Here is a 17,877-nt window from a genome sequence, read left to right on the forward strand (position 1 = left end):
CGCGTGCGGGGCCTCGTCACGGCCTGGGACGGCACCGCGCCCGGCCCGTCCGTGGTGCCCACCGCGGAGAACGACGTCAGCACCCGTCTCGCGGGCGCCTCGGAAGACGACGTCTTGGCTTTCATCCGCTCCGAGTTCGGCCGCTCGTGAGCGGCCGCCCGACAACCGGAAGAGACTCCGATGGCGACTGACCCCGACCTGCTGGAAACTCTGAAGTGGGTTACCGCAGACCTGTACAAGGCCCGCGCGCGCGTGGCCGAGCTGGAGAATCCCAGCAGCGAGCCGATCGCGATCGTGGGCACCGCCTGCCGGCTGCCCGGCGGCGTGCGATCGTCGGAAGGGCTGTGGCGGCTGCTGGTCGACGGGACCGACGCCATCGGTGCGTTCCCCACCGACCGGGGCTGGCCGCTCGACCGGCTCTTCCACCCCGATCCGGACCATCACGGCACCTGCTACCTGACCGAAGGTGGGTTCGTCCCGGAGGTCGCCGACTTCGACGCCGAGTTCTTCGGAATCTCGCCGCGCGAGGCGACCGCGATGGACCCGCAGCAGCGGCTGCTGCTGGAAACCTCGTGGGAGGCGCTGGAGCGAGCCGGCATCGACACGGCGACGCTGCGCGGCAGCCGGACCGGTGTGTTCGCCGGGCTGTCCCAGCAGGACTACGCCTCGCTGCTGGCCGCGTCGCCGGAAGGCATCGACGCCTACGCCGCGACCGGCAGCTCCAACAGCGTGCTCTCCGGCCGGGTGTCCTACGTGCTGGGCCTGGAAGGACCGTCGCTGACGATCGACACGGCGTGCTCCTCGTCGCTGGTCGCGCTGCACATGGCGGTGCAGTCGCTGCGCGCGGGCGAGTGCGACCTCGCGCTGGCCGGCGGTGTGACCGTGATGTCCACCCCGGCGGTGCTGGTGGCCATGTCGCGGCAGCGCGCCCTGGCGGCGGACGGCCGCTCCAAGGCGTTCTCGGCCGACGCCGACGGCACGTCATGGGCCGAAGGTGCGGCAGTGCTCGCCGTCGAGCGTCTCTCCGACGCCCGGCGAAACGGCCACCGTGTGCTCGCCGTGGTGCGCGGCACCGCCGTCAACTCCGACGGCGCGTCCAACGGCCTGACCGCGCCCAACGGGCCTTCGCAGCAGCGGGTGATCCGCGCCGCGCTGGCCGACGCCCGCCTGTCGGCGGCCGACATCGACCTCGTCGAGGCGCACGGGACGGGCACCAGGATCGGTGACCCGATCGAGGCCGACGCGCTGCTGACGGTCTACGGCCGCACACGCGCGGCCGACCGGCCGCTGTGGCTGGGTGCGTTGAAGTCCAACATCGGGCACACGCAGGCCGCGGCGGGTGCGGCGGGCGTGCTCAAGGTGGTCGCCGCGCTGGGGCACGCCACCATGCCCAAGACCCTGCACGCCGAAGAGGCGTCGCCGCTGGTGGACTGGTCCTCCGGCGCGGTCCGGCTGCTGACCGAGCCGCGGGAGTGGCCGGCCGGGGACGGGCCCCGCCGGGCCGCGGTCTCCGCGTTCGGCATCAGCGGGACCAACGCCCACGTCATCCTCGAAGAGGCCCAGGAGCACCAGGAAACCCCGGAGGCCCTGGCGACTCCGGCGCTGTCCGGACCGCTGCCGTGGGTGCTGAGCGCGCGTTCCGACGAGGCGCTGCGCGAGCAGGCCCGACGCCTGCTCGACCACGTGCGCGGCGTCCCGGACCTCGACATCGCCGCCGTCGGCCGGTCGCTGGCCACCACCCGCACTGCGCTGCCCCGGCGGGCGGTGCTCGTCGGCGGTGACCGCACGGAACTGGAAACAGCGCTCGCCGAGTTCGCGGACGGCGGCCCGGCGATCACCGGGGCGGCCGGCCCCGGCAAGGTCGTGTTCGTGTTCCCGGGGCAGGGATCGCAGTGGCCGGGCATGGGGGCCGAACTGCTGTCCGCCGGCGGTGTTTTCGCCGAGAAGGCCGCCGAGTGCGCCGAAGCGTTGCGGGAGTTCGTCGACTGGGACCTGCTCGCGGTGCTGCGCGGCGAACCGGACGCGGCTCCGGTGGACCGCATCGACGTGCTGCAGCCCGTGCTGTTCACCGTGATGGTCTCGCTCGCCGCCCAGTGGCGCAGCCTCGGCGTCGAGCCGGACGCCGTCGTGGGGCACTCGCAGGGCGAGGTGGCCGCCGCGTACGTGTCCGGTGCGCTGTCCCTGCGGGACGCGGCCGCCGTCATCGCGCGGCGCAGCATCGCGATGCGTCGCCTGGCGGGCGACGGTGGCATGGTCTCGGTGATGGCCCCCGCCGACGAGGCGGAACGCCGGCTCGGGCCGTGGGCCGACCGGCTCGCGGTGGCCGCGATGAACGGCCCCGCCGTCACGACGGTCGCCGGGGAGGCGGGGGCCTGCGACGCGTTCGCCGCGGCCTGCGAAGCGGACGGCATCCGCGCCCGACGCATACCCGGGGTCGACATCGCCAGCCACTCGCCGCAGCTCGACGCCCTGCGTGAGGAACTCCTGACCGCGCTCACCGACGTGGAGCCTCGGTCCGAGGCGCTTCCGATGCTGTCCACGGTCACCGGCTCATGGGCCGAGCAAGGCGGGCTGGACGCGGAGTACTGGTTCCGCAATGTGCGCAGCCCGGTACTGTTCGGACCAGCGGTGCACAGGCTGCTGGCCGACGAGCACCGGGTGTTCATCGAGATCGCGCCGCACCCCGTGCTGACCCTGCCGGTGCAGCAGATCATCGATGACGCAGGGGTGGCCGCCTCGGTGTCCGGCACGCTCGTGCGCGAAGACGGCGGCCTCCGGCGGGCGGTCGCCGCGCTCGGCCAGGCGCACGCCAACGGCGCGCCGGTCGACTGGGTACGGGTGTTCCCGGGCGCTGGGACCGTCGAGCTGCCGACGTACGCCTTCCAGCGACGACGCTACTGGACCCGGGTGCGGCCCGGTGCTGGCGACCTCGCCGCCGTCGGCGTCGAACCGGTCGCGCACCCGCTGCTCGGCGCGCTGGTCGCGAGCGCCGAGGACGACACCGTCGTGCTGACCGGACGCCTCGGCCTGGACACCCACGGCTGGCTGGCCGACCACGCCGTCGGTGAACGCGTGATCGTCCCGGGCACGGGCCTGGTCGAGCTGGCCGTGCTCACCGGCGACCGGACCGGCTGCCCCCGGATCGCCGAGTTGACCTTCGAAGCGCCGCTGGTGCTGCCGCGCGAGGGCGGCGTGTTCGTCCAGGCCCGTGCCGGGGCCCCGGACGAGCAGGGCGTCCGCGACTTCGGCGTCTACGCCCGCCCGACGCCGGACGCGCCGTGGACCAGGCACGCGTCGGGGGCGCTCGCCCCCCTGGCCGAAGCGGAATTGGAGCGCCTGGACGCGTGGCCGCCCACCGACGTCGACGAGGTCGACGGCGCGGAGATCTACCGGCGGATGACCGAGGCCGGCTACGGCTACGGCCCGGTCTTCCGCGGCCTGCACCGGGCGTGGCGACGGGACGACGAGGTGTACGCGGAGGTCGTGCTGCCCGAGGCGGCGCTGCGCGACGCAGCTGAGTTCGCCGTGCACCCCGCCCTGTTCGACGCGGCCCTGCACGCGATGTTCCTGCTGGGTGACGGCCAGGACGCGGTCCGACTCCCGTTCTCCTGGCAGGACGTCGACGTACACGCCGACGGCGCGACGGCGCTGCGTGTCCGGCTCACCCGCACCGGTGACGACGCGGTGTCGGTGCTGGTCGCCGACATGGCCGGAGCACCGGTCGCGACCGCCCGCTCGCTGGTGGTCCGCCCGATGGCCGCGAGCGCCGCGGCACCGCTCCGGCACGACTCGCTCTACGAGGTGCGCTGGCCCGCGCTCGACCACCCGACCCGCCCCGAGGGCCGCTGGGTGCGGTACCCGGGCGCGCCGGTCCTCGCCGAAGCCCTCCCGGAGGCGGTCGTCGCCCACGAACCGGGCGGCCTGGCGGCGCTGTTCGCGGCCGGCGACCGGCCCGACGCCGTGCTGTACCCCGTCCCGGCCGGTGAGGACGCCGGCCCGGTGCGGGAGACCCTGGCCCTGCTTCAGGAATGGCTCGCCGACCCCGCCCGCGAGGACACGCGGCTGGTGCTCGTCACCACCGGCGCGGTTGCCACGGACCCGGGTGCCGACGTCACCGACGTGCCCGGGGCCGGTGTGTGGGGGCTCGTGCGGTCGGCGCAGTCCGAGCACCCCGGCCGGTTCACCCTGCTCGACCTCGACCCGGCCGGCTGCGCGCCCGACGCCGTGGCGCGGGCGCTGGGGTCCGGCGAGACGCAGGTCGCCGTCCGCGGCGAACAGTCGCGCGTCCCGCGACTGACCACCTGGAACCCCGCATCCGTGATGCTGCCGCCGGCCGACGAAACCGCCTACCGCGTGGAGAACACACGGCCGGGCACCATCGACGGGCTCACCCTGGTGCCCTTCCCCGACGCCCTCGCCCCGCTCGCGCCCGGCCGTGTCCGGCTCGGCATCAGGGCGGCCGGACTGAACTTCAAGGACATCGTCGTCGCGCTGGACATGGTGCCGGGGCTGTCCGGGCTCGGCGGCGAGGTCGCCGGGGTCGTCCTGGAGACCGGGCCCGACGTGCACGGGCTCGCGGTCGGAGACCGCGTGTACGGCCTCTCCACCGAGACCCTCGGTCCGATCGGCGTCACCGACGAGCGGCTGCTGGCCAAGATTCCGGCCGGGATGTCGTTCGCCGAGGCGGCGGCCTTACCGATCACCTTCCTCACCGCCTACTACGGGCTGGTCGACCTCGCCGGCGTACGCCCGGGGGAGAAGCTGCTGCTGCACGCGGCCGCCGGAGGCGTCGGCAACGCCGCCCTCCAGCTCGCCCGGCACTTCGGACTGGAGGTCTACGCGACGGCCGGCCCGGCGAAGCACGCCTTCCTGCGGGACCAGGGCGTCGCGGACGACCACCTCGCCAACTCGCGCACCCTTGAGTTCGAAACCCGCTTCCTCACCGCGACCGACGGCGCGGGCGTCGACGTCGTACTCGACTGCCTCAACGGTGAGTTCGTCGATGCCGGCCTGCGGCTGCTCCCGCGAGGCGGCCGGTTCCTGGAGATGGGCAAGACCGACAAACGCGACCCGCAGCGGGTTGCCGCCGACCACCCCGGCGTCGACTACCGCGTCTACGACCTGCTCGAAGCGGGCACGGACCGGATCTGCGAGATGCTGGCCGAGATCACCCGCCTCGTCACCGACGGCGTGCTGCACGCGCCCCGGCTGAACACGTGGGACCTGCGGCGCGGCCGGGACGCGTTTCGGGCGCTGAGCCGGGCGTCGATCGTCGGCAAGGCCGTCCTGACCGTGCCGCGCGCGCTCGATCCCGAAGGCACCGCGCTCGTCACCGGCGGGCTGGGCACCCTCGGCGCGCTGACCGCCCGGCACCTGGTCGAGCGGCACGGCGTCCGGCACCTGCTGCTCACCGGCCGCCGCGGTGCGGAGACCCCGGGCGCGCAGGAGGTCGTCGCAGAGCTGTCCGCGCTGGGCGCCTACGTCACCGTCGCCGCCTGTGACGTCAGCGAACGCGCGGACGTGGCAAGGCTGTTGGCCGCCCTTCCGGCCGAACACCCGCTGACGCTCGTCGTGCACGCCGCCGGCGTCCTTGATGACGGCCTGCTGGAGACTCTGACCCCGGAGCGGGTGGACCGGGTGCTGCGGCCGAAGTTCGAGGCCGCGCTGCATCTGCACGAGCTGACGAAGGACGCCGACCTCGCCGGGTTCGTGCTGTTCTCCTCCCTCGCCGGAGTGCTCGGCGGACCCGGCCAGAGCAGCTACGCGGCGGCCAACGCGGCCCTCGACGGGCTGGCCCGTCACCGCGCCGCGCGCGGCCTGCCCGCTCTGTCGCTGGCATGGGGCTTCTGGGCAGAGCGCAGCGGCATGTCCGAGCACCTCGGCGACGTCGACGTACGCCGGATGAGCCGGGGCGGCGTACTCCCCCTGTCCACCGAGGAGGCGTTCGGCCTGCTCGACACCGCCCTGCGCGCCGGGCTGTCCACCGTGGTGCCCGCCCGGCTCGACCCGGCGTCGCTGACCGCGAAGGGCGCCCGCGTCCTGCCGATCCTGAGCGACCTGGTCCGACCGGTGGCGCACCGCCGCGGACGCGCCGGGCAGACCGACGACGCGGGGTCGCTGCGGGACCGGCTGGCGGCGCTCACCGGCACCGAGCGCACGACCATCGTGCTGCGCCTGGTCCGCGAGCACGCGGCCGCCGTGCTCGGGCACGCCGTCGCGGAGGCCGTGGCACCGGGTGGCACCTTCAAGGAACACGGCTTCGACTCCCTGACCGGGGTGGAGTTCCGCAACCGTCTCTCGGCCGCGACCGGGGTGCGGCTGCCGGTGACCCTGGTGTTCGACCACCCGACCCCGCGTGACCTGACCGGCTTCCTGCTCGGCGAACTGGTCGGCGAAACCGAACGCGCCGACGCGGCCGAAGCCGCCGCACCCGCGCCCGTGGTCCCGGTCGACCGCCCGGTCGCCGACGACCCGGTGGTCATCATCGGCATGGCCTGCCGGTATCCGGGCGGCGTCGCCTCCCCGGACGACCTGTGGGACCTCGTCGTGGCCGAACGCGACGCCGTCTCCGGCCTGCCCGCGGACCGGGGCTGGTCCCCGGCGAGCCCGGTGCGCGGCGGCTTCGTCGAGGACGCGACCTGGTTCGACGCCGAGTTCTTCGGCATCACCCCGCGCGAGGCGCTCACCATGGACCCCCAGCAGCGGATCCTGCTGGAAACCTCGTGGGAGGCGGTGGAACGGGCCGGTCTCGACGCGAACGCGATACGCGGCAGCCGCACCGGCGTGTTCGTCGGGGCCGCGGCGCAGGGGTACGCGAATGTGTTCGCCACGGGCCCGGACAGCATGGCCGGCTACGGCGTGACCGGGACCTCCGCCAGTGTCGTGTCCGGCCGCATCGCCTACGCGTTGGGGCTGGAGGGCCCCGCGGTCACCGTGGACACCGCGTGCTCGTCCTCGCTGGTGGCCCTGCACAACGCCGCCGCGTCCCTGCGCGACGGTGAGTGCGACCTCGCGCTGGCCGGCGGGGTGTCCGTCATGGCGAGCCCGTTCCTGTTCGACGACTTCGCCCGCCAGGGCGGTCTGGCCGCCGACGGGCGGTGCAAGGCGTTCTCCGCGGCCGCCGACGGCACGTCGTGGGCCGAAGGCGCGGGCATGCTGGTCCTGGAACGGCTTTCCGTCGCCCGCCGGCACGGACACCCGGTGCTGGCCGTGCTGCGCGGCAGCGCGATCAACTCCGACGGCGCGTCCAACGGCCTGACCGCACCGAGCGGCCCGGCGCAGCAGCGGGTGCTGCGCGCCGCGCTCGACCGCGCCGGTCTGACACCGTCCGAAGTGGACGTCGTCGAGGCGCACGGCACCGGCACCACGCTCGGAGACCCCATCGAGGCGCGCGCGGTGCTCGCGGTCTACGGCGGCGAGCGTCCGGAGCCGCTGCGGCTCGGCTCGCTGAAGTCCAACATCGGCCACGCGCAGGCGGCGGCCGGCGTCGGCGGCGTGATCAAGATGGTGGAGGCCCTGCGCCACGGTGTGCTGCCGAGGTCGCTGCACCTGGGCGAGCCGACGCCACACGTGGACTGGTCGGCGGGCGCGGTGCGGTTGTTGACCGAGACCACGCCGTGGCCGGAGCTGGATCACCCCCGGCGCGCGGCCGTGTCCTCGTTCGGCATCAGCGGGACCAACGCGCATGTGATCCTCGAACTGGCTCCCGACCTCCCCCCGTCGGAAGCAGAACGCGGCACCGCGTTGCCGGTCCCGCTCATACTGTCGGCGGCCGGCGAACCAGCCCTGCGGGCACAGGCCGCCGCCGTGCACGAGCAGCTCAGCCGTGGGGCGGACCTGACGGACGTCGCGTTCTCTCTGGCGACCACCCGGGCCGCGCTGGAACATCGGGTCGCGATCCCGGCGGCGACCGCGCTCACCGGGCTCGCCGCCGTGCGTGACGGCACACCGGACACCGGGCTGCTGCGGGGAACCGCCGCAGACGGCGGCCTCGCCGTGCTGTTTCCCGGCCAGGGAAGCCAACGCGCCGGGATGGGCCGTGAGCTGTACGCCGCCTTCCCGGCCTACGCCACGGCGTTCGACGCCGTGTGCGCGCAGTGCGATCCGCACCTGCCCGCCGGGACCTCGCTGCGGGACGTGGTGTTCGGCGGGGAGGGCGCCGACGACACCCGGTTCACCCAGCCCGCGCTGTTCGCCGTCGAAGTCGCGCTCCACCGGCTGGTGGAGAGCTGGGGCGTGCGGCCGGACTACCTGATCGGCCACTCCGTCGGCGAGATCACCGCGGCCCACGTGGCCGGCGTGCTGTCGCTGTCCGACGCGAGCCGGCTGGTGACCGCCAGAGCCGCCCTGATGGGCGAACTGCCGCGAGGCGGCGGGATGCTCGCCGTCGGGCTGCCGGAGACTTCGGTGGCCGCGGAACTCGAAGCGGTGCTGGGGGACCAGGCCGGCACGGTCGGGGTCGCCGCGGTCAACGCGCCCGCTGCCGTCGTCCTGTCCGGCCCGGTCGCCGCGCTCGACCGCGTCGCCGAGCACGTGTCAGCGGCCGGGGTACGCACACGGCGCCTTCCGGTCAGCCACGCCTTCCACTCGCCGCTGGTGGAACCCGCGCTCGCCGGGTTCGCCGACGTCCTCGCCGAGCTGACCTTCGCCCCGCCGACCGTGCCGATCGTGTCCAACCTGACCGGCAAGCCGGTCGCCGCGCACGAGGTCACGACGCCGGAGTACTGGCTGCGCCACGCCCGTGAAGCCGTCCGGTTCGCCGACGGCATCGCCTACCTCGCGGGAGAAGGCGTCCGCACCTATCTGGAGCTGGGGCCGGATCGCGCGCTGACGGTGATGGCGGCGCAGTGCCTCGACGCCGGGGCGGACGCCGAGTGCGTCGCCGCGCTCCGACGCGACCACGGCGAGGCCGAATCCCTGCTCACCGCGGTGGCCGCCGCCCACGTCCGCGGGGCCGGACCGGACTGGTCCGCGGTGTTCGCCGGCACCGGCGCGCGCCGCGTCGACCTGCCCACGTACCCGTTCCAGCGCCGCCGGTACTGGCCGGATGCGGCCCCGGCCGGGGCGACGGCGTCAGGGCATCCGCTGCTCGGCGTCGAGGAGACGTCGGCGGCCACCGGGGACGTGCTGTTCATCGGGGAACTGTCCCCGGCGCGGCAGCCGTGGCTGGCCGACCACACGGTGCTCGGCACGGTGTTGTTCCCTGGAACCGGGTTCGTCGAACTCGCGCTGTGGGCCGGCTCCAGGGTCGGGGCACCGGTGCTGGAGGACCTGACCTTGAGTGAGCCGCTGCCGCTGACGGACGCGGGCGTCCGTATCCAGGTTGTCGTCGGCGTCGAGCAGGACGTCCGCCGGCCGGTCACCGTCTACTCGGCGGCACCGGAACAGGACTGGGTCCGGCACGCCGAAGGCTGGCTGGTGCCCGAACAACCCGCTGCCGAAGCGGGCTTCACGGCCTGGCCGCCCCCGCACGCCCGCGCGGTCGACGTCAGCGCGCTCAGCGCCGACCTCGTGGCCGCGGGCTTCGGCTACGGGCCGGCCTTCCAGGGGCTGACCGCGGCGTGGCAGGGCGAGGACGAGGTCTTCGCGGAGGTGGCGCTGCCGGAGTCGGTCGCCGCGTCGGCCGGGTCGTTCACGATCCACCCGGCGCTGCTCGACGCCGCGCTGCACGCGCTCGCGTTCCGGCCGGGCGCGCGGGCGAGCGCGCGGCCGAAGCTGCCGTTCAGCTGGAGTGGCATCGGCGTCTCGCGGCCGGGGGCCGCGACGGCCCGCGTGCATCTGCGCGAGACCGGGCCGGACTCGGTGACGGTCTCCCTGGCGGACAGCGAGAACCACCCGGTCGCCCGGATCGGGTCCCTGGCGCTGAGGGAGACCGGGCGGCCGCGCGCCGACGACCTGCTGCGCCTCGACTGGTCTCCCGCGCCCGGAGCCGAGCCGGGCGCCCGGCCCGATCCGGTCACACTCGCGCTCGAACCCGCCGGTACCGAGCCGGCCGCCACCCACGCCCTCGTCCAGCGGGTGCTGGGGGAGGTCCGTGCCTTCCTCGACGGCCCGGAGACCGGGGCGCCACTGGTCGTGCGGACCGTCGCAGCGACCGACGACGACCGCCCGGACCCGGCGCACGCCGCCGTATGGGGACTGCTCAGGTCCGCCCAGCTTGAGGCCCCGGATCGGATCGTGCTGGTGGACACCGGCTCCGCCGAGGAGGCGGCGTCGACCGCGCCGTGGCTCACCGGCGAACCGCAGGTGCGGGTGCGCGACGGGCAGGCGTTCGTGCCGCGGCTGACCCGGATCGCCGCCGCCGAACCGGTGGCAGCGCCCTGGCCGGCCACCGGCACGGTGCTGATCACCGGGGCCACCGGCATGCTCGGCGGGCTCGTCGCCCGGCACCTGGCGGCCGAGCACGGCGTCCGGAGCCTGCTGCTGCTCAGCCGGAACGGCGCGGACGCCCCGGCGGCCGCGGCCCTTGCCGAGGACCTGACCGCCCTCGGCACCGAGTTCCGGTTCGTCGCCTGTGACGTCACCGACCGGGTGGCGCTGGAGCGCGTGCTCGCCGACACCCCGCCGGCCGCGGTCGTGCACACGGCCGGAGTCGTCGACGACGGCGTTCTCGGCACGCTCACGCCCGAGCAGGTCGAGCGGGTGCTACGGGTCAAGGTCGACGCCGTCCACCATCTGCACGAGCTGACCGCCCACCTCGACCTGAGCGCGTTCGTGGTGTTCTCGTCGCTGGCCGGAACGCTCGGCGGAGCCGGGCAGGCGAACTACGCCGCGGCCAACGCCTACGCCGACGCGCTGTGTCGGCAGCGGCGCGCCGCAGGACTGCCCGCGCAGGCGCTCGCCTGGGGACCGTGGTCGGACGGCGCGGGCATGACCGCGGCGCTGTCGGACACCGACCGGAACCGGCTCGCCCGCTCAGGGCTGCTGGCCTTCTCCCTCGACGAGGGCGGCGCGGTACTCGACCGGGCGGTCGGGACCGGGCTGCCCGTGGTCGTGCCCGTCCGGCTCGACCCGCGGGCACTCGGCGAGCCGGTGCCGCCGATGCTGCGAACCCTGGCTGTACGACCGCGCCCGGTGGCGGCCCCCGCGACATCGCTGCGGGACCGGCTGGCCGTGACGCCTCCGGAGGAGCGGCTCGCGCTGCTCGCCGAACTGATCCGTGGCGAGGCCGTGACGGTCGCCGCGCTGCCGTCGGCCGGGGCCTTCCCGCGCACCAGGACGTTCAGCGCGGTCGGGTTCGACTCGCTGATGGCGGTGGACCTGCGCAACCGGCTCGGCGGCGTCACCGGGGTACGGCTGCCCGCAACCCTGGTCTTCGACTACCCGACCCCCGACGCGCTGGCCGCGCACCTGCTGAGCGAGCTGGTACCACCGGAGACCACGGCCGCCGGCCCAGCGCTCATCGCGCTCGACGACCTCGAAACCGCCGTACGCGACCACCCGGGCGACCACGGCGCGCTCGCGTCGCGGCTGCGCGTGCTGCTCACCCGAATCGAACAGGCGACCGGCCCGGTCGACGGTGAACTCGCCGACGACCTGGACGCGGCCGAGCTGCTCAACCTGATCGACGACGAGTTCGGCATCCGCTGAACCCCCACCACCGAAAGGCCATACCGATGACCGGCGACAACGCGCTCACGCGCACCTGGCCCGAGCAGATCAGCGGGCTCTACGACTGGTTTGAGACGCACCGTTCGACCGACCGGATCATCCCGGGCGAGATGCCGGGACTCTGGCACGTGTTCGGCTACGACGACATCGCGAAGATATTCGGCGACTACACGAAGTTCTCCAGCGACTTCAGCGCCCTGATTCCCCCGAGTCCGGACATGGACTGGTTCGCCACCGGCAACTTCCTGATGATGGATCCGCCGGTGCACCGCCGGCTGCGGTCGCTGGTGTCCAAGGCGTTCACGCCGAAGTACGTCGCGGCGCTGGAGCCCCGGGTCCGCGAGATCGCGGCCGAGCTGCTCGACAAGGTCGCCGGGCAGTCCCGTATCGACGTCGTCGCCGATATGGCCTACCCGCTGCCCGTGGTGATCATCGCCGAGCTGATCGGCGTGCCCAGTGACGACCTGGACCTGTTCCGCGGCTGGGCCGAGGCGTTCGTCAAGAACAACGGCGAAGAGGGCGCGATGCCGACGCCCGAGCAGATCGAGGCGTTCCGGCCTACCGGCCGGGCGATGAACGCCTACCTGCTGGAGCACGTGTCGAAGTGCCGCGCCAACCCGGGCGACAACCTGATCAGCGCCTTGACGCAGACCGAGGACGACGGCCGGGGCCTGTCGGACGAGGAGATCGTCTCGTTCTCCGCTCTCCTGCTGATGGCTGGGCACGTGACGACCACCGCGCTGCTGGGCAACACGATCATGTGCCTCGAGGAGAACCCGGAGGTGGTCGAGCGGCTGCGCGCGGACAAGAGCCTGATCCCGGCCGCGATCGAAGAGGTGCTGCGGCTGCGCCCGACCCTGGTCCGCCAGTCCCGGCTGACCACGCAGGAGGTCGAGGTCGGGGGCAAGACGGTGCCCGCCGGGCAGATGCTGTGCGTCTGGGCGGCTTCGGCCAACCGCGACGAGCAGCACTTTCCCGACCCGGACCGGTTCGACCTGGACCGCAAGGCCAACCGCCACCTCGCCTTCGGCGGCGGCATCCACTTCTGCCTCGGCGCGCCCCTGGCCCGGCTGGAGGGCCGGGTGGCCCTGGAGCTGATGCTGGACCGCTACAGCCGGATGTCGGTCGCCACCGACGAGCCGGTCGAGTTCCACAACCCCCAGGTCGTGCTGGGCGCCAAGAGACTGCCCCTCGACGTCGAACCCGCCTGACCGGGCGGAGCCCTCTCAGGGGCGCGGCCCGCGAAGAGTAGGGGCCGGGCAGGTCCGAGCCGGGGTATCGGCTCGGACCTGCCGACCTAGCGTGACCGCGGTGGCGGACTGCTGCCCGGCGTGAACGAACTCAGGAGCTGGTGATGGATTCCACGGCGAACCAGGACGTTTCCGTCGCCGAAGTCGTCGACGCGCTACGGAACTCGCTGCTCGAGAACGAGCGGCTGCGCAAGCAGAACAGCACGTTGCTGGCCGCGGCCGGCGACCCGGTCGCGATCGTCGGCATGGCGTGCCGGTTCCCCGGCGGTGCCGACACGCCGGAACGGCTGTGGGACCTCCTGATGGCCGAGCGCGACCCGATGGGCGCGCTGCCGGACGACCGTGGCTGGGACACCGGGCGTGTGCCGGAGGGCAGCGTCGGGGCGTTCCGCGACGACGCCGCGCTGTTCGACGCGGGGTTCTTCGGGGTGTCGCCGAGGGAAGCGTTGTCGATGGACCCGCAGCAGCGGGTGCTGCTGGAATCCTCGTGGGAGGCCCTGGAGCGGGCCGGAGTGGACCCGAGGTCGCTGCGGGGCAGCCGGACGGGTGTCTTCGTCGGCGGCGCACCACAGGAGTACGGCGCACTGCTGATGAACTCCGCTGCAGCCGACGACGGTTACGCCCTCACCGGCCTGCCGGGCAGTGTGCTTTCCGGGCGCGTCGCGTACGTCCTGGGCCTGGAGGGCCCCGCCGTCACCGTCGACACGGCGTGCTCGTCGTCGCTGGTGTCCCTGCACCTGGCGGCGCAGTCGCTGCGCAACGACGAGTGCGACCTGGCCCTGGCGGGCGGCGTGCTCATCATGTCCTCGCCCGCGATCCTCACCGAGTTCTCCCGGCAGGGCGGCCTCGCCGGGGACGGGCGTTGCAAGTCCTACGCCGAGGGCGCCGACGGCACCGGCTGGGGCGAAGGGGTCGGCGTCCTGGTGATGGAACGGCTTTCGGACGCCCGGCGCAACGGCCACCATGTGCTCGCGGTGGTCCGGGGCTCCGCCGTGAACTCCGATGGCGCGTCCAACGGCCTGACCGCGCCGAACGGCCCGTCCCAGCAGCGGGTGATCCGGGCCGCGCTGGCCGACGCCGGCCTGGAACCGTCCGATGTGGACGTCATCGAGGGGCACGGCACCGGGACGGCGCTGGGCGACCCCGTCGAGGCCCAGGCGCTGCTGGCGACCTATGGCCAGGACCGGGAGATCCCCGCGTACCTGGGCTCGGTGAAGTCCAACATCGGGCACACGCAGTTCGCGGCGGGCGTGGCAGGCGTGATCAAGAGCGTCCTGGCCCTGCGCTCGGGGGTGATCCCCGCCTCGCTGCACGTCGGACGGCCGAGTTCGCAGGTCGAGTGGTCGGCGGGAGCAGTCGAGGTGGTGACCGAGCGGCGGGCATGGCCCGAGACCGGGCGAGTGCGCCGGGCCGGTGTGTCGTCGTTCGGGATCAGCGGGACGAACGCCCACGTCATCCTCGAAGGCGTCGAAGAGCCGGAAGCGGCCGCCGTCGCCGACCCGACCTGGCCGGTGCCGCTCGTGGTGTCCGGACGCGACCCGGTGGCGGTCCGCGCCCAGTTGGGGCGGCTCGAAGACTTCCTCGACGCGCAGCCGGACGTGCCGGTCGCCGATGTGGCGTGGTCGCTGGTGTCGACGCGGGCGCGCCTGGAGCACGGCGCCGTGCTCACCGCGGGCGACCGGTCGTCCTCCGTCGAGTGCGCCGTCGAAGGCGGCCTCAGGTGGATGTTCACCGGTCAGGGCGCTCAGCGGCCCGGCATGGGCGCGCGGCTACACGAGAGCTTCCCGGTGTTCGCCGCTGCGTGGGACGAGATCGTGGCGCACTGGCCGGACGAGGTCTTGGCCGAGTGGGGTCTGGCCGACCTCGCCGGTGGGCTGACGACGCCGGCTTCCGTCTCCGGGGACGTGCAGCAGACCGGTCTCGCGCAGCTGTTGTTGTTCGCGTTCGAGGTCTCCTTGGCCCGGCTGTTGCAGTCGTGGGGCGTACGGCCTGACGGGGTCGTCGGGCATTCGATCGGCGAGCTGGCCGCCGCCTGCGTGGCGGGGCTGTGGTCGGTCGCCGACGCGTGCCGAGTGGTCGTCGCACGGGCGGGCCTGATGCAGGCGCTGCCCGCCGGCGGTGTCATGTGGGCGGTCGAGGCGGGTGAGGCCGAGGTCGCGGACCTACTGGGTGACGGGGTCTCGGTCGCCGCGGTCAACTCGGCCACGTCCGTCGTGCTGTCCGGTGCCGAAGACCGGGTTGCTGCTGCGGTGGGAGCCTTGCGGGAGAGGGGAGTTCGGACCAGGCAGCTGCACGTGTCCCACGCGTTCCACTCGCCGCTGATGGCCCCGGTGCTGGACCGCTTCCGCGCGGTGGTGGAGTCGGTGGAGTACCACGAACCCGCGTTCCCTCTGGTGGCCACCGGCGGGGGCCGCTCGGACGTGGCTACCCCGGACTACTGGGTGGCCCAGGTGGCCGGCACCGTACGTTTCGCGGACGCCGTCGGCGAACCGCACGGGACGTGGCTGGAGATCGGGCCGGCCGGAACCCTGGCCTCGCTGGTCGATGGCGGGCTCGCCGCCGTACGCGGACCGGAGAGCGAAGCCGCCGACGTGCCGGCGGCGGTCGGGCGTCTGTGGCTGCGCGGCCACGATGTCGACTGGGCCGCCCTGCTGCCCGGCCGCCACCGGGTGGACCTGCCGACGTACGCGTTCCAGCGTGAGCGGTTCTGGCTGTCCCCGGTGGCCGGTACCGGGGCCGGCGACGCTTTCTGGTCGCTGGTCGAGAAGTCCGATGTGGACGGGATCGCGGGGGAACTCGCCCTGGACGCACGAAACCTCACCGAGGTCGTGCCCGCCCTGGCCCGGTGGTGGCGCGAGCGCGGCGGCCGGCGGCCGCACGACGACTGGCGCTACCGGGTGACGTGGCAGCCGGTCGACGTCGGCCGCGGGGCCGTGGCCGGCCCCTGGCTCTGCCTGGCCCCCGCGGACGGCGACCCGATCGAGTTGCCCGAGCCGTTCGAAGTGGTCGAGTGCCCCACGGACCCCGCCGAACTCGCCGAGTTGCTGGCCCGCCACCGCGAGGCCGCCGGAGTCCTGTCGCTGCTGACCGGCCTGCCGGAAACGCTGGCGATGCTGCAGGGTGTACTGGCGCAGGACGGGCCGCCGCTCTGGGTGGCGACCCGCGGCGGGGTGTCGACCGCACCGGGCGAAGGGATCTCGCCCGAGCAGGCGCAGCTGTGGGGACTCGGGCAGGTGGCCGGCCTGGAGTGGCCGGACGGCTGGGGCGGCCTGATCGACCTCGGCGACGACGTCGATGCCGGGACCCTGGCAGCGGCCCTGACCTGCGGTGAGGACCAGCTCGTGCTTCGCGGGGACGCAGTGTCCGCCCGGCGCCTGGTGCCCGCGCCGGCGGAGTCCGTCGAGCCGTGGTCGCCGCGCGGCACGGTGCTGGTCACGGGTGGCACCGGCGGCATCGGCCGTCACCTCGCTCGGTGGCTGGCGGACAACGGCGCCGAGCGGCTGGTGCTGCTGAGCCGCAGCGGGGACGCGGACGGGCTGGCGGAGCTGCCGGTGCCGGTGTCCGTGGTGGCGTGCGATGTGTCCGACCGTGACGCCCTGGCGGAGATCGTTGCCGAGGTGGCCGGCGACCTGCGGGCCGTGGTGCATGCGGCGGGGGTGGCGAGCTACCGGTCTCTCGCCGAGCTGACGGCGGACGAACTCGCCGACGTCGTCCGGGCCAAGGTCCTGGGAGCCCGCTGGCTGGACGAGCTGACCGCCGGCCTCGATCTCGACGCGTTCGTGTTGTTCTCCTCCGGCGCGGCGACCTGGGGCGGCGCGTCCCAAGGCGCGTACGCGGTCGGCAACGCGTACTTGGACGCCCTCGCGGTGGACCGGTCGACGCGCGGACTGCCCGCGACATCCGTCGCCTGGGGAGCGTGGCGGGACAGCGGCATGGCCGACGAGGAGTCCGCCCGGCTGATCACCCGTATGGGGCTCCGGCTGATGGACCCGGCCTCCGCCATCGAAGCGCTCGCCGAGGCGGTGGGCAGCGCCGAACCGACGTTGACCGTCGCGGATGTCGAGTGGCCCCGGTTCGCCGCGAACTACGCGATCGCGCGCCGCCGCCCGCTGATCGAGGGCGTCCCCGAGGCCGCCGCCGCACTGCGCTCGGACGGTGAGGGGGACGCCACGCTGCGCGCCCAGCTGGCGTCGATGAGCGAAGCCAGGCGGCGCACCCACCTGACCAAGGTCGTCCGGGCCGAGGCGGCAGCTGTGCTGCGCCACGCCGGCCCGGACCAGGTCGCCGTCGAGAAGTCGTTCCAGGAGCAGGGTTTCGACTCGCTCACCGCCGTCGAGCTGCGCGACCGGATCACCGCGCTCACCGGCCTGGCGCTGCCCGCCTCGCTGCTGTTCGACCACCCGACGGTCCGCGACGTGGCCGCCGAACTGGACACCCGCCTCGGTGGCGCGGCCGACGCCGTCGGCGGGCTGATGGTGGCCGACGCCGCCGACGATCCGATCGTGATCGTCGGCATGGCCTGCCACCTGCCGGGCGGCATCGACCAGCCGGACGACATGTGGCGGCTGCTCGCCGAGTGCCGGGACGCCATCACTCCGGTCCCCGCCGATCGTGGCTGGGCGTACGAGGGGACACCGTTCGCCGGCCACGGAGGCTTCATCACCGGAGCCGGGGCGTTCGATGCGGGGTTCTTCGGGGTCTCGCCTCGGGAAGCGATCTCGATGGACCCCCAGCAGCGGGTGCTGCTGGAATCGTCGTGGGAGGCCCTGGAGCGGGCCGGGGTGGACCCGACGTCGCTGCGGGGCAGCCGGACGGGCGTGTTCGTCGGCGGTTCCGCGCAGGAGTTCGCGACGCTGCTGGTCGGCTCCGAGGAGAGCGACAGCGGCTACGGCCTGACCGGCGCGTCGGGCAGTGTGTTGTCGGGGCGGGTGTCGTATGTGTTGGGTCTTGAGGGTCCTGCGGTGACGGTGGATACGGCGTGTTCGTCGTCGTTGGTGGCGTTGCATCTGGCTGTTCA

Annotated in this window: 2 protein-coding genes and 1 pseudogene; all 3 read left to right on the forward strand. The window is 74.0% G+C overall.

What is annotated here, in order from left to right; all coding sequences use genetic code 11:
- Nucleotides 1–279: 279 nt before the first annotated feature.
- Nucleotides 280–11,589: pseudogene (locus tag ABT001_RS33110) on the forward strand (SDR family NAD(P)-dependent oxidoreductase); the annotation flags it as partial.
- Nucleotides 11,590–11,615: 26 nt separating this feature from the next.
- Entirely contained in the window at nucleotides 11,616–12,821 is a 1,206-nt protein-coding gene (locus ABT001_RS33115) for a cytochrome P450 (RefSeq protein ID WP_351285117.1), read from the forward strand.
- Between the two features lie 140 nt (nucleotides 12,822–12,961).
- The coding region (locus ABT001_RS33120; RefSeq protein ID WP_502967566.1) for a type I polyketide synthase at nucleotides 12,962–17,877 on the forward strand (4,916 nt) is incomplete at its 3' end.

The organism is Streptomyces sp. NPDC002793 (assembly GCF_040295485.1).
In the GTDB taxonomy this organism is placed as follows: Bacteria; Actinomycetota; Actinomycetes; order Streptomycetales; family Streptomycetaceae; genus Streptomyces.